Below are 16,198 nucleotides of genomic sequence, written 5' to 3'. Positions count from 1 at the left end.
CCACCTTATGAGATCGCGGGCGGGGAAATGAGATGAAAGGAATGCAAACCAGTGATCACAAGTACGATGCAACGAACCACATGCGTCCTGCTGTTGGCGGCGCTGTCCAGTCTGGTCGCGGCCGGCAACGACGAGGAATCCGATGCCACATCGACCACCGCGTCGCAGCACCGGAAACCCAACGTGTTGTTCATCGCCGTCGATGATCTGCGTCCGACGATGGGGTGCTACGGAGATCAAAACGCGATCACACCGCAGATGGATGGCTTGGCCGACCGCGGCATGCGATTCAATCGAGCGTACTGTCAGGTCGCGGTTTGCAATCCTTCACGCGCCAGTTTGATGACCGGTCTACGCCCGGACACGTTGGGTGTCTGGACGCTCCCGATTCACTTTCGCGAGGCGAAACCCGACGCGGTGACGTTGCCGCAGTGGATGCGCAAGCACGGTTACACCGCCGTCAGCCATGGCAAGATTTATCACAACCCGACACCGGACCCCCAATCCTGGAGCGAACCGATTCGCAATCTGCCGCGGTTGCCCTTTTTCTATCCCGAAGGCACCCGCGATGTCGTTCGCACCGCCATGAACGCACTGCCGGCGAACGATTGGCGAAAGAACAACCTCCGTGGCCCGGCGACCGCCGCACCGGATCTGCCGGATCATCAACTGCTCGACGGCGCCCGAACGGACTTGTGCATCGAAGACTTGAGGCGACTTGCCAAATCGCAGCAACCGTTCTTCTTGGCGATGGGTTACATCCGCCCCCATCTGTCGTTCGTCTCGCCAAAGAAGTATTGGGACCTGTACGACCCAGACCAATTGCCCGTTTTGACGGGTCAGAGTATTCCCGAAGGCGCACCGCCGTATGCGATGCACAACAACAGCGAACTTTCGCACTATGTTGATTTGATCGACATGCCAAGGCCCTGGGACGAAGCAGAACTGTCCGCCGAGAAAGCGAGACGCTTGGTCCACGGTTACCACGCCTGTGTCAGCTTCGTTGACGCGCAGATTGGTCGTTTGTTGACGGCGCTCGACGAAGAAGGCCTGCGCGACAACACGATCGTCGTCCTTTGGAGCGATCACGGTTGGAAGCTCGGCGAGTATCGCGGCTGGGGCAAGATGACCAACTTCGAAATCGATGCCCGCGTCCCATTGATCATCTCCGCACCCGCGATGAAAACCACGGGGCAGAGCACCGAGTCGCTGGCGGCGCTGCTGGACCTGTATCCGACGCTCTGCGAGCTGACCGGTTTGCAGACACCCGATTTCGTCGAAGGCAAGAGTCTGGTTCCGATCCTCCGCGATCCCCAATCCAACGTGCATCAATCCGTGATCAGCCAATATTACCGCACGCACGAAAGCAGCGAATACATGGGCTATTCCATGCGCACCGACCGCTACCGCTACACCGAGTGGCGTGATTTCGCGAGTGGAACCATGAAGTTTCAAGAACTTTACGATCACAGCACCGATGATGGCGAATCCGGTTCCGTCTCAAATCTCGGTAAACCAGAAACAAAGAATCTCGCCGCGACTGTCGATCCGTCTGTGTTGAACAGACTCCGCACGATGCTGCATTCGACCCATCCGCCGCGGAAGTTGAGCATGACGCCGGCGGTACACAGCAATCCGTCAGGGCCTGGCCGTTTACCCGTCGAGATGACGTTTGAAAACCGAACCGAAGTGGACATCAGGGTGTATCCGATCACGCCCAGCGGACGCCGCGCCGGCGGACGAACGCTCCGCCCCGGTGCTTCGGTCACGATGAACGCTCGCATCGGCGGGGTCTATGTGGTCGAAAGCACCGACGGAACGATTCACGAAATCCACTCGCCCCGCTGGCCATCGCGGCCGATCCTCATCAGGCAGTAAAAGGGACCGACGCGCAATTCCGTGTCATTCCATTCCCCACGTTGATTAAAAGAAAGCAACCCGATGCCCCAGCAAATTCAACTGATTCTCCGTACCGTTCAATCCTTGACCGCTTGCGCCGTCGTTCTCTTTGCCGGTCTGTTCTCCGGTTTCGGTGCGACGGTGTGCGCCCAAACCGTGAATCCGGTTTCGGTCCTGGGTGACACCACGATGCCGCCATCGGACCACGTTTCGCAAACGTTCCCCTACGGCATCACGGGCAAGACGCCGCCGGCGTTGACCAAGATTAATGACAAAGAACAAAAGCCTTACCACAAGCACCGCATCAACTTGAGGCTTTTTCAGGGCTGCCCGCAGGTCGAAATCTCCGAGGGCGGCCGACTTTGGGCGACCTGGTTCGGTTCCAACGTCCAAGCCGAACGCGCGCCGTACCACAACGATCAATTCTCGGTCATCTCGACTTCGGCCGACGATGGCAAAACTTGGAAAGAGGTCTTTGTCTTCGACCCGAGTGAATTGCTGGGCGGTGGAGCATCCGATCCGATGTTGTGGAAAGACCCCGAGGGAAAGGTTCGCTTCATCGGCCTGCGGAACATCGATTTCAAGGGGCAAGATGAATTCGCCTCCTCGGCGTGGGAGTTCACCATGCTGGATGCGGAAAACGAACACACCGAATGGAGCGCTCCGCGCTTATTGGGCAACAAGAACATCTCCGTCATGAAGCCGCTTGTTTTTCCCGACGGCACGATCCTACGCTCGATGGATGACTTCAAACTGGTCGGCAAACGCGACAAGGTTCGAATTCGTTTTCTGAAAGAAGCCGTCGACGGCTCGCCGATCTTTGTGTCCGAGTTTCCGATCGACAATGACGCGGTGTTTGCCGAGCAAATGCCGATCATCCGAAAAGACGGCAGCCTGTTCACGTTCTATCGCGCCAAGGAAGGACAGAAGTCTGCCGAATCTTTCGACGGCGGCCGGACCTGGAAACTGGGCGGTTATTACCCGATGCAGTTTTCGATCAATACCAAATGCATCCTCAAAACATTGCCTTCGGGACGCGTCTTGTTGGTCGCCAACGACGTCCAGATGAAAGAAGACGGCGGCAAGCGGGTCTACCACTACACCGACGAAAACGGTCAACAACGCGAGCTGACCAAACACAAGACGGCGCGGACGCGGATGACGGCCTACTTGAGCGAGGATGACGGCAAGACGTTTTCGCACAAGGTGCTTTTGTGCGACGACGGTCAAATCAGTTATCCTTCGGCGACGCTGGGCAAGGACGGGGCGATCTATATCGTCTATGACCAAGGCCGCGGCACGATCGGCCAGCACACCATCTTTTTGTCCAAGATCACCGAAGCCGACATCCTGGCGGGCGAACTCGTCGACGGGGAAAGTTTCTTGAACCGCATCGTCAGCCGCCCCAGCGACCACGGCGGCGGACGCCGCGAAGGCGACACGATCTGATCGACCTTGGATGTCGCGCCGCCGTGAGTGGTGTGCGCGGGGAGGCGAAAACCTTGGCGGTTTCCGCTACGGTTGATTTGATTGGTCACGACCGTAGCGGAACTCGCGAAGAGTTTCGCTTTCCGGCGGCAACGCCGGCGCGTGGGGAGGCGAAAACCTTGGCGGTTTCCGCTACGGTTTTTGATACTTTGGGTCGGGAAGGCGAAAACACTCCGTACGCTTAAGAAATGCAATCGTACGCCAAATTCGATCCCAGCTGTCCGCTTGGAATAGCTTCATTTGAGGATATCCGGGGATCAGACAGCCGGTAAACGCGTAGGTCGCAAATGCATCGACCGGCACGAGCTCCTTTCGTTCTGGATTTCTGGCAATGTACTCGACCATCGATTCGATTGCGTCTCGCTCGAGTTCATGATCCTTCAAGACATGGTCGTAAGCCTGCCGTTGAAATAAGAATCCGATCCGCTTTAAACACTCGTTCGTGTCTTTTCGAAGCCGCTGAATGGCGTGACGCTGGTCTGTCTTGTCGGTCAGACCGCAACAAAGCAGATGGATGTGGTCCGGCATCAGACAGAAAATCGGGCAGGCCAACGCATCGCAAAACGCGGCATGAGTGAGGATTTCTCGAAACTTGTACAAGAATCGACCGTCAAGCCAGCCGGTACGCCGATCTTCGATGGTCATCGTCCAATGAACCCAGGCAAGACCACGATAGTATTCGGGCGGAAGGCGTTTCAATCGTTGCTTGTGTTTGTTCATCGATCGCGTTTTGCCCCGTAGCGTGCTCAGTTGACCGCGCAATCGTAGCGGAACTCGCGTAGAGTTTCGCTTTCTGCAGTAACGCCGCCGACGTGCGGCGTGCCGAAAACCTTTGCGGTTTCCGCTACGTTTGGATTGATTGGTCACGATCGTAGCGGAACTCGCGAAGAGTTTCGCTTTCGGCGGTAACGCGGCCGACGTGCGGCGAGCCGAAAACCTTGGCGGTTTCCGCTACGGTTGGATTGATTGGTCACGATCGTAGCGGAACTCGCGAAGAGTTTCGCTTCCGGCGGTAACGCGGCCGACGTGCGGCGTGCCGAAAACCTTGGCGGTTTCCGCTACGGTTGATTTGATTGGTCACGATCGTAGCGGAACTCGCGAAGAGTTTCGCTTTCGGCGGTAACGCGGCCGACGTGCGGCGAGCCGAAAACCTTGGCGGTTTCCGCTACGGTTGATTTGATTGGTCACGATCGTAGCGGAACTCGCGAAGAGTTTCGCTTCCGGCGGTAACGCCGCCGACGTGCGGCGAGCCGAAAACCTTGGCGGTTTCCGCTACGTTTGGATTGATTGGTCACGGTCGTAGCGGAACTCGCGTAGAGTTTCGCTTTCTGCGGCAACGCGGCCGACGTGCGGCGTGCCGAAGACCTTGGCGGTTTCCGCGGCGTGGCCTTCAGATCAGCGAGGCGATCACGAGGGCGACGACGCTCATCAGTTTCAACAGGATGTTCAGCGACGGTCCCGAGGTGTCTTTGAAGGGGTCGCCGACGGTGTCACCGACGACGGCTGCTTTGTGGGCGTCGCTGCCTTTGACCAACCGCTGGCCGCTCACGTCGTAGCCTTCTTCGATCATCTTTTTGGCGTTGTCCCAGGCACCGCCGGCGTTGGATTGGAACAGCGCCATCAAGACGCCGCTGACCGTCACCCCGGCGAGCAAACCGCCCAACATCAACGCGTTGGTGTTGCCCGGTAACCCGACCCACTTGGGCACGAAACCGAAGCCGACCGGAACCAACACCGCGACCAAACCGGGAACGATCATCTCGCGAATCGAAGCCCGGGTGGAGATCGCGACGCACTTGCCATACTCGGCCTTGCCGTCGGCGGCTTGGAACGTCGCCTGGTCGGCCTGGGACCATTCTTCCAGCGGTTTCCCCTCGTTGTCATTCATGGCCTTCAGCCCCGCCTTCAGTTCGGGGATGTCGTTGAATTGTCGACGCACTTCCTCGATCATCCGCATCGCGGCGCGGCCGACGGCGTTCATCGACAGCGCCGAGAACAGGAACGGCAACATCGCACCGACAAACAGCGACGCCATCACGTAGGGATTGGTGATGCTGATCGACACGATCGGCGTTTCGACATGGGTCGCGTTGTAGGCGGTGATGAAGGCGGCGAACAGCGCCAGCGCGGTCAGTGCGGCCGAACCGATGGCGAACCCTTTTCCGATCGCCGCGGTGGTGTTGCCGACGGCGTCGAGTTTGTCGGTGCGCTCGCGAACCTCCGCAGGCAATTCCGACATCTCGGCGATCCCGCCGGCGTTGTCCGAGATCGGTCCGTAGGCGTCGACGGCCAGTTGGATGCCGGTGTTGGAGAGCATGCCGACCGCGGCGATCGCGATCCCGTACAGCCCGGCCATCGCGTAGGCACCGATGATCGCCGCGGCGATGATCAGGATCGGAATCGCGGTCGACATCATGCCGACACCCAGACCGGAAATGATCGTCGTGGCCGGCCCGGTGACCGACTGTCGCACGATCGAAGTGACCGGCCGCGTGCCCGTTCCGGTGTAGTACTCGGTGATCTTGCCGATCCCCAGTCCGGCCGCCAATCCGAACAGAATCGCGAAGAATACGCCGCTGCTGGTGTAAACAAATGCGGCCTCGCCTTCACCGACGGTCCAGCTGGCAGGCAGCATGAATTTGATGATCGCGTAGGTCAGCACCAACAGGATCGCTGCCGATCCGAATTCGCCGAGATTGAGCGCGTGATGCGGGTTCCCGCCTTCTTTCACTTTGACAAAGAACGTGCCGGCGACCGAGGTGAGAATGCCGACGCCGGCCAGGACCAACGGTAGCAGGACGGCCGACAAGCCGCCGAAGTCATCCAGGCCGGATTCGTTGAAGACGGTGAAAAACGCTGCGCCCAACACCATCGTGCCGATGATCGACCCCACGTAGGACTCAAACAGGTCCGCTCCCATGCCGGCGACGTCGCCGACGTTGTCGCCGACGTTGTCGGCGATCGTGGCCGGATTAAGCGGGTGGTCTTCGGGGATCCCGGCTTCAACCTTGCCGACCAGATCGGCGCCGACGTCGGCGGCTTTCGTATAAATCCCGCCGCCGACGCGGGCAAACAACGCGATCGAGGACGCACCAAAGGAGAATCCGGTCAGTACGGTGATGACGCGCGTCAGGCTGGCTTGAGTGTCCAGTCCAAACAGGCTGGCGTAAACCACGAATAAGATGCTCAATCCGAGTACGCCCAGACCGACCACGCCCATCCCCATCACGCTGCCGCCGGCAAAAGCGACTTCCAAGGCCTTTCCCAGGCTGGTCTGGGCCGCGTTGGTCGTCCGCACGTTGGCTTTGGTGGCCACCGTCATCCCGATGAACCCCGCCAGCGCCGAACAGATCGCGCCGGAGGCAAACGACAGCGCGACCAACGGGGACGACGATTCGCCTTGTGTGCTGCCGGCGTAGCCGAGCAAACACGCCACGCCGATGACGAACACCGCCAGAATCGAGTACTCGGCCTTCAAGAACGACATCGCACCTTCGGAGATGTTGGCCGCGATCCGCGCCATCTTTTCTCCGCCGACCTCCTGTTGTCCGACCCAGCTGGTTTTCCAAAACGTGAATCCGAGGCCGGCGAGACCGAACAGCGGAATCAGGTAAGCGATCCAAGGCACGCCGCCTTCGGAGGCAGCATCGACGTTTGCGGCGGGTGTTGGCGTGGCCGCAGGTGTCGCGGACGCTGATGGTCCCTCTTCGCCGGCCGACGTGCGGGTCACTTCGACGGCGGTCGCAGCTTCACTTTCTAGCGCCATCACCGTCATCGGGCAGCACGCCAACGAGACCGCCAAGACGATCAAGAGTGTGCGGAAATGCGTGCGGAATGGTGTGTCGCAGGAGCACGCCCGAATCAGAGCAGCAGTCAAAACAGTACCTGCGAACAGAACAGTGAATTCCAGCATGGTGTGTGTTCCTTCTTGACACGCTCGGAAGTGCGAACGTGTGCGTGCGACGTCGAGTGATGAACTGAAAGCGGGACCGTTTTCAGTGATAAGCGTAAGGGAGAATCTAGCACAAACGGAAGATCGACTCGGGCGTCAACCAGCCCCCGCTGATAAAAAGAATGCGTCCTTACCGAAGCGTGAACCGCGACGCGGCAATGCAAGAACTGTGCCACATGATCACCGGCGACACGCCGTCACTTCCGCGTCATTTCATCGACCCGCTGTTGGACTTGCGCCACGTCATCAAACAGCATCCAGCGTTCTTTCGAAACACCGTCCAATGCGACCTGATATCGCCGGTCGGTCGATTCGGCCGAAGTCACGTTGCGAAGGAAGATACCGAAGATCTGGTCCGGAAAGTCGCGCGCCAGTTGACCGTAGATCTCCGGGTCTTGTTCTCCCGTATCGCCGAACAGGAGGAAGCGACGTTCGGGAAACGATTTCAAGATCGGAGTGATCGCGGCGATTTTCATCGACTGCTGAGACGAGAGCAGCCCCAGTCCGCTGGAGTCGGTCAAGCGAAAGAACTTCAGGTGAAACGTGCCTTTGGGAAATCCCGCATCGGACAGAAATCGTTCCAAGGGTTGATACAGTTGCCAAGGACTTCCCGAGACGTAATGAAACGCGGCCCCGCGGTCGTGCAGACCGGCGTACAGCGGCGACATCCCCGCCACCGCCTGGAAGTCTCGTAGAAAGGTATTCTTCAGCAGTTCGGATTTGTCCGTCACCTGGGAGTCCTTGATCGTGTCGTCGATGTCGGAGATCACCGACAGTCCTTGCGGCGTGATCAGATGCACGCGCCCGCGGAACGATCTGGAATCCCCGCGCGGAAGGACGGCTTTCAGCACCGCGACCTGGTTTTCGGAGCGACCGCCGTGCCATGGATCGGCAGCGGAAGACAGGGAGCTGAGAAAGTGTCCATTGGGCTGCGAGGTTCCCGCGGAATATTGTTTGCCGGCGACGTCGACGGTGACCGATTTTCCTCGTTCGTTATCGACCAAGAACGGCCGAATGCGGTCCTCGCGAAAGGACTTTGGGTCGATGTCGTTGTTCAGGCCCGCCGAGGATTTCAAGGCCGCGATCAGCGCCGCCCGCTTGAACGAACTGTCTTCGGGCTCAAAGACCTTTCCGTGCACGTCGAACCGCCACGACCGGGTCTGTTTGTCGAAATGTCCGTAGGTCGGGTAGAACAAGATCGCTTCATCGGGCTTCAACGTCGAGGGCGAGAGCGTGTCGAACTCCGGTTCCAGACCGATCGCCCATGAAATCGCAATCGTCATCGGGATGACGACGAAGAGGCTCTTGACAGGATTTGGCACGGAGGGGATCTCCTTTGGAAATATCATAACGTCTCGACGGCTCTCACGACCCAAAGAGCCCGAATCGACGCAAGCGATTCCCGGGATGCTGCTTCGCAGCGACCGTGTGCGGCTAAAGCCTGGACACCAGCGCACGTTGGTGTTTAGCCTTTAGGGACCGTCCAGCTTAGGGCGATCGTTTTCTGGTGTACGATGGCCCTTCCGGGCCGTCGCCCGTGGGGCTCTGCGCGACGACCTAGAAAGGACGTCGTACACCCTCCGCCGCCCACCCCTTACCCGACCAGTCAGATCATTCTGATTTTTTGCGTTTTGCCTCAGCCCTAAGCTGGATGGTCCCTTTAGGCGATTCCCCCCCGCTGCACCGGACGACTGCCGCGATCTCACCTGAAACTGGTCGGTCGTCTACACTGACTTCCGTGTGAAACAAAACTCCAATTGGCCAATGAATCTCGGAATGTCCACAAAGATGACGATGCCTGCACAAAAACGCGTGATCGGCTGCCTGATGGTCCTCACCGTGAGTAGCCTTTGCGGTTTCGCGGCCGCCGACCAGTGGTCCCAGTTTCGCGGGAACCGCATGGACGGGATCGCGGGGACCGAGCATCCGCAGCGCTGGTCGCAGACCGACAACGTGCGCTGGTCGATCGATGTGCCCGGCGAGGGTTGGTCATGCCCCGTGGTCTGGGAGGACCGCGTGTTTTTGACCGCGGCCGTTCCGCTGACCGAATCCGATTCCACCGGCCCGGAAGAATACAGCGGCGGCGGGGGCAGCCGTCGCGACGACCTGACCCGCGTGAACTACCGCTGGCAAGTGATGTGTCTGGACGCCAACACCGGCGATCTGATTTGGCGCCAAACCGCTCGCGAGGGTCGTCCCAGGATGGAGCGGCACAGTTCCAACACCTATGCGACCGAAACCCCCGTGACCGATGGCAATCACGTCTACGCTTACTTCGGCATGACGGGACTGTATTGTTTTGACATGGCGGGCAACAAGGTTTGGGAGAAAGACCTTGGCAGCTATGAGATGCGGGCCGGATGGGGAACCTCCAGCTCGCCCGTGTTGTTCGACGGCAAGCTGTTCGTGCAGGTGGACAACGAACAGCAATCGTTCCTGGTCGCGATCGATGCCAAGACTGGTGAAGAACTCTGGCGGGTGCTTCGCGAGGAAAGCTCCCAGTACAGTTCACCGATCATTTGGAGTAACAGCGGGCGTGACGAGTTGATCGTCGGCGGAATGTTTTACCGTTCCTATGACCCGCAGACGGGAACACTGCTCTGGCAGCTGGACATGGACAAGGGCCGTAGTTCGGCGACCCCGCTGGCCGTCGGCGATCGGTTGTACGTCGGAACAGAATACCGCAACCGTGGCGGGGCCGATGACGGCGGCGGATTCCTGTTCGCGATCAAACCCGGCGGCAGCGGCGACATCACTCCGCCGGCCGGGCAATCACAAACCGAGCACATCGCGTGGAAGATCGAGCGTTCCGGAATCCAAATGGCGTCGCCGGCTTACTGCAACGGCAAACTGTATCTGCTCGAGCGGCGCAGCGGGGTGGTCCATTGCGTCGATGCTGAAACGGGAAGCACTGTCTATCGTAGCCGCCTTCCGCGGGCACGTGCGTTTTGGAGCTCTCCCTGGACCAGCGGCGATCGGGTTTACTGTGTCGACACCAGCGGAACGACCTACGTGCTCGCACCCGATGACGAGTTAAATGTCATTGCGACCAACGAAATCGACGAGCTGACGTGGTCGACACCCGCGGTCGCCGATGGCGCCGTCTACTTCCGTACCGCATCGAAGCTGTATTGCATCGATGCCAAGTGAGTGCGGTGAAATGCTCGCAACCTTGGTGAAACGGTGCGTCTGATCGACGTTTTACCGGGGAGTGGTTTGACGTCAATCGGCAATGCGCTTGCCTTGAATCTTACCTTCGTCGATAAACGTTTTAATCTCTTCGACGGTATGGACCAGGTACTTGCTTCTGGTTTCGGCCGACAGTTTGGGAGCAAAACTTAGCCATGCCAACTCCGTGTCCCGATACCCGTTTCCCAGTTTGAATTTCATTTCGCCGCCGTCGTCAATGCGTTCAATGGCGGCAAACTCCGAATGGATCAGTCTCGGGGCATCGCGCCCTCCAATTGTACCCCACTTGATCGTCTGCTCGACGATCGAGCGTGGCGATCCTTGACTCAATCGTTGGACTTTGAATTCCGTTGGCTGATACTCTGGAAGCCGATATTTCCAACTTCGAATTTCACTCATCGCGCCGCGCTGTTTATCAATCAATAGCGAGACACGCATCTGGTCATCAACGCCAGAGAGTGTCAATTTTGCTTCATGATCGGCCGCTGTGATTGCCAGCCGCTCAAGCTCTTTGGGAACGGCATCATGGCCAGGGAACTGGGTCACGCCCCAGTAGCCGGGCTGTGGAATGCCCGACTTGGAAAGAGCTTGTTTGAACGACTCAAGAACGCGGGGATTGCCCTTGGGCATGGAGTCGTAGAGCGACGTTCCGTCGACGATCATTCGGTGGTAGCTGACCGATTCGGTCCCGGTCGGATCTTGTCCTCGCAAAACAGCGAAGTGATCGGGCCTGGTTTCGACCGCGTACACCGCGATTTGATTCTGGCGATCAACCAGCAGGCGAAAGCGGGTTTCTTCGGAAACCTTCCTGGGCTCACCCTCGAACTTTCGTTCCACCGTTGTCTCGCCATAAACGTCAAATGGCGACATGGATTCCATCGCCAGCATTCCTGTCCTGATGGCGTCGATTACAAACAGATTGTCGATCGGGGCACCTCGAAATCCCGCTTGCCCTCGAATCGCAACCGGAATCGTGCTCGTCATCTTGAATTCACCCGTCGTCAGCTCTATCTGCGCATCGATCGGTTGCGGGTCTCGTGATTCGCTGCTGCGTTGCGAAACAGTCTCAGTCAGCTTTTCGAACTTCTCACTGCTGATCTTGAGCCGGCAGCGAATCAAGTCATGCTCGATCGACGACACATTGCACGGAAAAGGATGGCCGAGTATCGATGCCTCCACATGACACTTGAATTGCTCATCACCAGCATTCAAAGCAACATCTCGAACATAGAGCATCGCAATGTGATTGTTGCCCGACTGGTCAGGGATGAACTCAAGAAAAGTGGGCAAAACGTCGAGCCGTTTTTGCTTTTCTAAAACGACCGGCGTTTCACGAATCAATCCGGATGCTAAATCGAGCACGACGATTTGGCCTTGCAAGCGGCCGGACGACATCGGTTGGTCAAGTTTGATCTGGCACTGTAGCTGTTTGGCGTCGGGGTCGATCTTCGATTCGAATTGTCCGGCGATTCCTTCGAGAGAGAACTCAAAGTCTCCTTCTGTGAGCTTTCCTCCAATCACGATCGGTACGTCGAAACGCACTTCGGAGACTTCACCCGAATGCTGCACAGGAACCGACACAAAATCATTTGCGATCCCGACATAGGCCGCATAGGAAAAATTGTAATGGACAAATCCCGTCCGTCCGTCGTCGCAGTGAAACTCGAGAAAATTGCCACCGCGCTGTGCGTTTGGGCGCGAGTGCGTCTGAAACTTCACGGAAACTTTCATCGATTCCCCTGGCTTGATCCGTCCACTGTCGGGGACTGCTCGATCAACCGTGCTGACAATTTTGTCGAACACGAGTTCGTCTTCGGTGCCGTTAACGACGTCGAAATCAGCAGTCAACCATTCCGAGGCCTGGACCTCGCCCAGATCGGGTTTTTCTGTAGCGACCAACTGACCTTGCTGCATCGTTAGCACGATTCGACCGGTCACGGTTCGCTGCGCCGGACTCTGAGCCGTGACGGTTGTGGGCTCTGGGAACTGCGCCACAGCCATTGCCGTCGATAATCGCGTGCAAAGAATGAAGAAGATGCCTATTCGAAAGATCGAGTCAGCCATGGAACCGTCTCCCGCAGGTCGATATCCAGTGTGAACTGAGATGCCGCAGCACGCGTTTGGGGCAGACGATGCCCAATACCGATCCCCGCCATCGCCATCCCCACCGGGTCGGTATCATAAACCACCATCGGGTCGGCCGACATCACTTTGGACACCGGATGGTTTCTTGATCCGCCAATTCTTGGGCACGATCAACCGTGCCCCGCGGGCGAAGGTCAGGTAGGACCAAGCCCAGGAAAGGAAGACGAACATTCGGTTGCGAAATCCGTTCAAGTAAGCGATGTGGATCAACAACCAGGCCAGCCAAGCCAACCGTCCGGTCAATTTGAACCGACCGCTTTGGGCGACCGCGCGGCGTCGACCGATCGTCGCCATCTGCCCTTTGTCCAGGTAATTGAACCGAGACCGTTCGGGGGCAGGACGTTCGATCATGTAGCATTGGGCTTCGCGGCTGATCAATTCGCCGAGATAGCGGCCCTGTTGAATCGCGACCGGCGCCAATCCGGGCAATCCGTTGCCGTCTTTGTCTTTGGCCGCCGCCATGTCGCCGGCGACGAAGACGTTCGGGTAGCCCGGGATCGATAAGTCCGGTTCGACCAGGACGCGGCCGCTGCGATCGGTCGGCACACCGAGTGAGTTTCCCAGCGGACTCGCTTGGACTCCGGCCGCCCAAATCACGGTCCTGGCATTCAAGAACTGATCTCCGATTTGCACACCGCGATCCGTCACGTTCGTCACCAGGTCTCCCAAACGGACTTCCACGCCGATGCTTTCGAGCGCCTGTTTGCTGTACTCGGACAGGTCGTCGGGGAACTGCTCCAAAATCCGGTCGCCTGCCTGGACCAGGATCACGCGCGCCGAACTGGAATCGATCGAGCGAAAGTCGCGTTTCAGTGTGTATCGTGCCATCTCGGCGATCGCGCCGGAGAGTTCGACTCCTGTCGGTCCGCCGCCGACAACGACGAAGGTCATCCAGTGGTTTTGTTCGATCGGATCGTCGGTCCGTTCCGCCTGCTCGAAGGCTAGCAAGACGCGACGGCGGATTTCGGTCGCTTGGGGAAGCGACTTTAATCCCGGGGCGTGCTGTTCCCAGTCGTCGTTGCCGAAATAGCTGTGCACCGCGCCACACGCGATGACCAGATAATCAAACTCGAATTTCCCCGCGTCGCTGTGGACCAGTCGCTGCCCGACGTCTACATCAGTCACCTTTGCCAGCAAGGTCCGCACATTGCGATAGGGCGACAACATCGACCGGATCGGTGAGGCGATGTCCGACGGATCCAGCCCCGCCATCGCGACCTGGTACAGCAACGGCTGAAAGACGTGGTGGTTGCTTTTGTCGATGATCGTGACGTCCACGCAATCGCATCGGCCCAACCGCTTGGCGGCCTCGATTCCGGCGAACCCGCCTCCGACAAGGACCACTTTTTGATTGGGACGCGTCATCTGAGTTCGTTTGTTTGAGAATTTGCGTACTTGACGATGTGTTCTGAGAGTCGCCGTGTTCTCCGAACTCGGCGTCCGCGAAACGGCGAAGCTTTGCCCCACGCCGATCCCAGCTGAAATAGATTGAAATATTTTCAGAATCTACCAAATAAATCCGTCGCCGCGGCGTCTCTTCATTTGGGGAGTGGGATGCAGGGGTTTGAATGCGATCGATGTGACAGTTTGCTGTAGCGGGAATCTTGCGATGGACGAATCTGAAAAGCGAATGTTGTGCCAATGTCCCAACGGCCACCGATTGCGGGGTGACGTGGCCTTGATCGGCGCGATGATTCGTTGTCCGAAGTGCGACGCCACGTTCGTTTTTGGGTACGCCATCCGCGAAAAGCTTTCCGACACCGCCGTGGTCAGGATCCTGGAGGAAGGCCCCGGGCCGACGCGCAACCGGCGAACGATTTCATCGGAGTGGAGCGTAACTTGATGACGGCGAACGAAACGACGTTAAAAAACCTTCTCAGCGATTTGCCCGCATCGACTGCAAAGGAATGGGTCGAGGTGCTCGCATCGTCGCCGCACGTCCGGATCGAACGCATCGTGTCGACCGGACAATCCAGCCCCGACGAGTTTTGGTATGACCAAGACGAACACGAATGGGTCGCCGTGCTTAGCGGCGAAGCCCGACTGTCCTTTGAAGACGATCCCGAACCGTTGATGCTGAAGGCCGGCGACCATCTGTTGATCCCGGCCCATCGAAAACACCGCGTCGATTGGACGTCGGACTCCGAACCGACGGTCTGGCTGGCGGTGTTCTACCGTGCCGACGATTGAGCGCGGTCGGATTTGTTGCAGGTCGGTGGTGGGACCGCTACGATGCCCGGCGGGGTTGAATCTCTCACCGACCGGATGCGACATGTTCGTACGCGCTAATTTGCTGATCACTACTCTTGCCGCGACACTATTGGTGCCGCTGCCCGTGTCGGCCGTGGACCCCGCTCCGATGCCGGATCTGGTGTTAACCGATCACGGCCGCTCGGTGCACTTCGCGGGACTATTATTTGACGGACACAACGATCTTCCGTGGGCGTTCCGCAAGACCGGTCATTCGTCGTTCGACGAAATTGACATCGCCAAACGACAGCCGCAGTTGCACACCGATATTCCTCGGCTACGTGAGGGCGGGTTGAAAGCCCAGTTTTGGTCGGTTTACGTTCCGGCCGACACGATGACCACGGGCGATTCGTTGCTTCAGACGTTGGAGCAAATCGACATCGTCGATGCGATGGTGCAGCGTTACGACGACGTGTTTGAGATCGCCGCAACCGCCGACGATGTGGAGCGGATTGCCGATGCGGGAAAGATCGCCTGCATGATGGGCATCGAAGGCGGACATTCGATCGAAGGATCGTTGGCAAACCTGAAACGTTTGTACGATCGTGGCTGCCGCTACATGACGCTGACACATTCCAAGACGTTGTCATGGGCGGATTCGGCGACCGACGATGCACGCCACGGCGGGCTGACCGAATTCGGCAAGGAAGTCGTTCGCGAAATGAACCGCATCGGCATGTTGGTTGACCTGTCCCACGTGTCGCCGGCAGTGATGAAGCAAGCGATCGGGGTCTCCGCTGCACCGATCATCTTTTCGCATTCCTCGGCCGCCGCGATCAACGACCATCCGCGCAACGTGCCTGACGACGTGTTGCCGCTGGTCGCCGCCAACGGTGGTGTGGTGATGGTCAATTTTTATTCCAAGTTTGTTGTCCCGAGCGAACGCTTGAAAGCGAACGAATCGTCGCGCGGTTCCATCCACGATGTCGTCGATCACCTCGAACACGTCATCCGCATCGCGGGCATCGACCACGTCGGCATCGGTTCGGACTTCGACGGCGTTCCGAGATTGCCGACCGGATTGGACGATGTGTCGAAGTACCCGTTGATCACCCAAGCACTACTCGATCGCGGATACAGTGAAGCCGACGTTCACAAAGTGCTCGGCGGAAACGTCATGCGCGCCCTACGCGGCGCGGAGACGGCTGCGGCGAAGTTGTCCCGCTAGCTACAGAGGACATTCACCGGTTATCAGAGCACGCGAGAGCGATGGCAGAACCATTCGGGCAGATAGATTTGCTGCGTGGCGGGTCAAAAGATTTGGTGGTCAAAAAA

The 16,198-nt window shown here is 58.4% G+C and carries 12 protein-coding genes; 7 read left to right on the top strand and 5 right to left on the bottom strand.

The features are described from left to right. The first annotated feature begins 66 nt into the window (after nucleotides 1-66). Nucleotides 67-1,878 (top strand): sulfatase-like hydrolase/transferase, encoded by a 1,812-nt coding sequence (locus Mal15_RS33700; protein ID WP_147871744.1) that lies wholly within the window; start codon nucleotides 67-69, stop codon nucleotides 1,876-1,878. A gap of 63 nt (nucleotides 1,879-1,941) precedes the next feature. After that, nucleotides 1,942-3,348, top strand: a complete 1,407-nt coding sequence (locus Mal15_RS33695) for an exo-alpha-sialidase (protein ID WP_147871743.1) — start codon at nucleotides 1,942-1,944, stop codon at nucleotides 3,346-3,348. Between the two features lie 171 nt (nucleotides 3,349-3,519). Here the strand turns inward: Mal15_RS33695 and Mal15_RS33690 are convergent, their stop codons facing one another. The 3 genes from Mal15_RS33690 to Mal15_RS33680 all read right to left on the bottom strand — a co-directional run bounded on the left by Mal15_RS33690 (nucleotide 3,520) and on the right by Mal15_RS33680 (nucleotide 8,661). After that, nucleotides 3,520-4,107, bottom strand: a complete 588-nt coding sequence (locus Mal15_RS33690) for a hypothetical protein (RefSeq protein ID WP_147871742.1) — start codon at nucleotides 4,105-4,107, stop codon at nucleotides 3,520-3,522. A 670-nt stretch (nucleotides 4,108-4,777) separates the two neighbouring features. After that, nucleotides 4,778-7,300, bottom strand: a complete 2,523-nt coding sequence (locus Mal15_RS33685) for a sodium-translocating pyrophosphatase (protein ID WP_199773781.1) — start codon at nucleotides 7,298-7,300, stop codon at nucleotides 4,778-4,780. A gap of 236 nt (nucleotides 7,301-7,536) precedes the next feature. Next, nucleotides 7,537-8,661 (bottom strand): App1 family protein, encoded by a 1,125-nt coding sequence (locus Mal15_RS33680; RefSeq protein WP_167547208.1) that lies wholly within the window; start codon nucleotides 8,659-8,661, stop codon nucleotides 7,537-7,539. A 505-nt stretch (nucleotides 8,662-9,166) separates the two neighbouring features. Here Mal15_RS33680 and Mal15_RS33675 point away from each other — a divergent pair. Continuing rightward, nucleotides 9,167-10,489 (top strand): outer membrane protein assembly factor BamB family protein, encoded by a 1,323-nt coding sequence (locus Mal15_RS33675; protein ID WP_390623545.1) that lies wholly within the window; start codon nucleotides 9,167-9,169, stop codon nucleotides 10,487-10,489. A 72-nt stretch (nucleotides 10,490-10,561) separates the two neighbouring features. On the opposite strand, the gene Mal15_RS33670 is transcribed toward Mal15_RS33675, so the two are convergent. Continuing rightward, entirely contained in the window at nucleotides 10,562-11,890 is a 1,329-nt protein-coding gene (locus Mal15_RS33670; protein WP_233903194.1) for a hypothetical protein, read from the bottom strand. Between the two features lie 264 nt (nucleotides 11,891-12,154). Between Mal15_RS33670 and Mal15_RS34855 the strand changes: the two genes are divergently transcribed. Then, nucleotides 12,155-12,448 carry a hypothetical protein gene (locus Mal15_RS34855; RefSeq protein WP_233903193.1) on the top strand — a complete coding sequence of 98 codons (294 nt, stop codon included), beginning with the start codon at nucleotides 12,155-12,157 and terminating at the stop codon, nucleotides 12,446-12,448. Between the two features lie 258 nt (nucleotides 12,449-12,706). Here the strand turns inward: Mal15_RS34855 and Mal15_RS33665 are convergent, their stop codons facing one another. Further along, nucleotides 12,707-14,038, bottom strand: coding sequence for an NAD(P)/FAD-dependent oxidoreductase (locus Mal15_RS33665; protein WP_147871738.1), 1,332 nt, complete (start codon nucleotides 14,036-14,038; stop codon nucleotides 12,707-12,709). Between the two features lie 244 nt (nucleotides 14,039-14,282). On the opposite strand from Mal15_RS33665, the gene Mal15_RS33660 reads away from it, so the two are divergent. From Mal15_RS33660 to Mal15_RS33650, 3 genes are all read left to right on the top strand, one after another. Continuing rightward, complete coding sequence (locus Mal15_RS33660) at nucleotides 14,283-14,516, top strand: hypothetical protein (protein WP_147871737.1); 234 nt, start codon at nucleotides 14,283-14,285, stop codon at nucleotides 14,514-14,516. Next, nucleotides 14,516-14,863 (top strand): cupin domain-containing protein, encoded by a 348-nt coding sequence (locus Mal15_RS33655; RefSeq protein ID WP_147871736.1) that lies wholly within the window; start codon nucleotides 14,516-14,518, stop codon nucleotides 14,861-14,863. The genes Mal15_RS33660 and Mal15_RS33655 overlap by 1 nt, the downstream gene beginning before the upstream one ends. Before the next feature lie 82 nt (nucleotides 14,864-14,945). Beyond that, nucleotides 14,946-16,091, top strand: a complete 1,146-nt coding sequence (locus Mal15_RS33650; protein WP_147871735.1) for a dipeptidase — start codon at nucleotides 14,946-14,948, stop codon at nucleotides 16,089-16,091. Nucleotides 16,092-16,198: the final 107 nt, after the last annotated feature.

Origin of the sequence: Stieleria maiorica (assembly GCF_008035925.1) — a bacterium.
GTDB classification, from domain to species: domain Bacteria; phylum Planctomycetota; class Planctomycetia; order Pirellulales; family Pirellulaceae; genus Stieleria; species Stieleria maiorica.
Note: the sequence above shows the minus strand (reverse complement) of the source record. Positions and strands in the feature narration are given on the sequence as shown.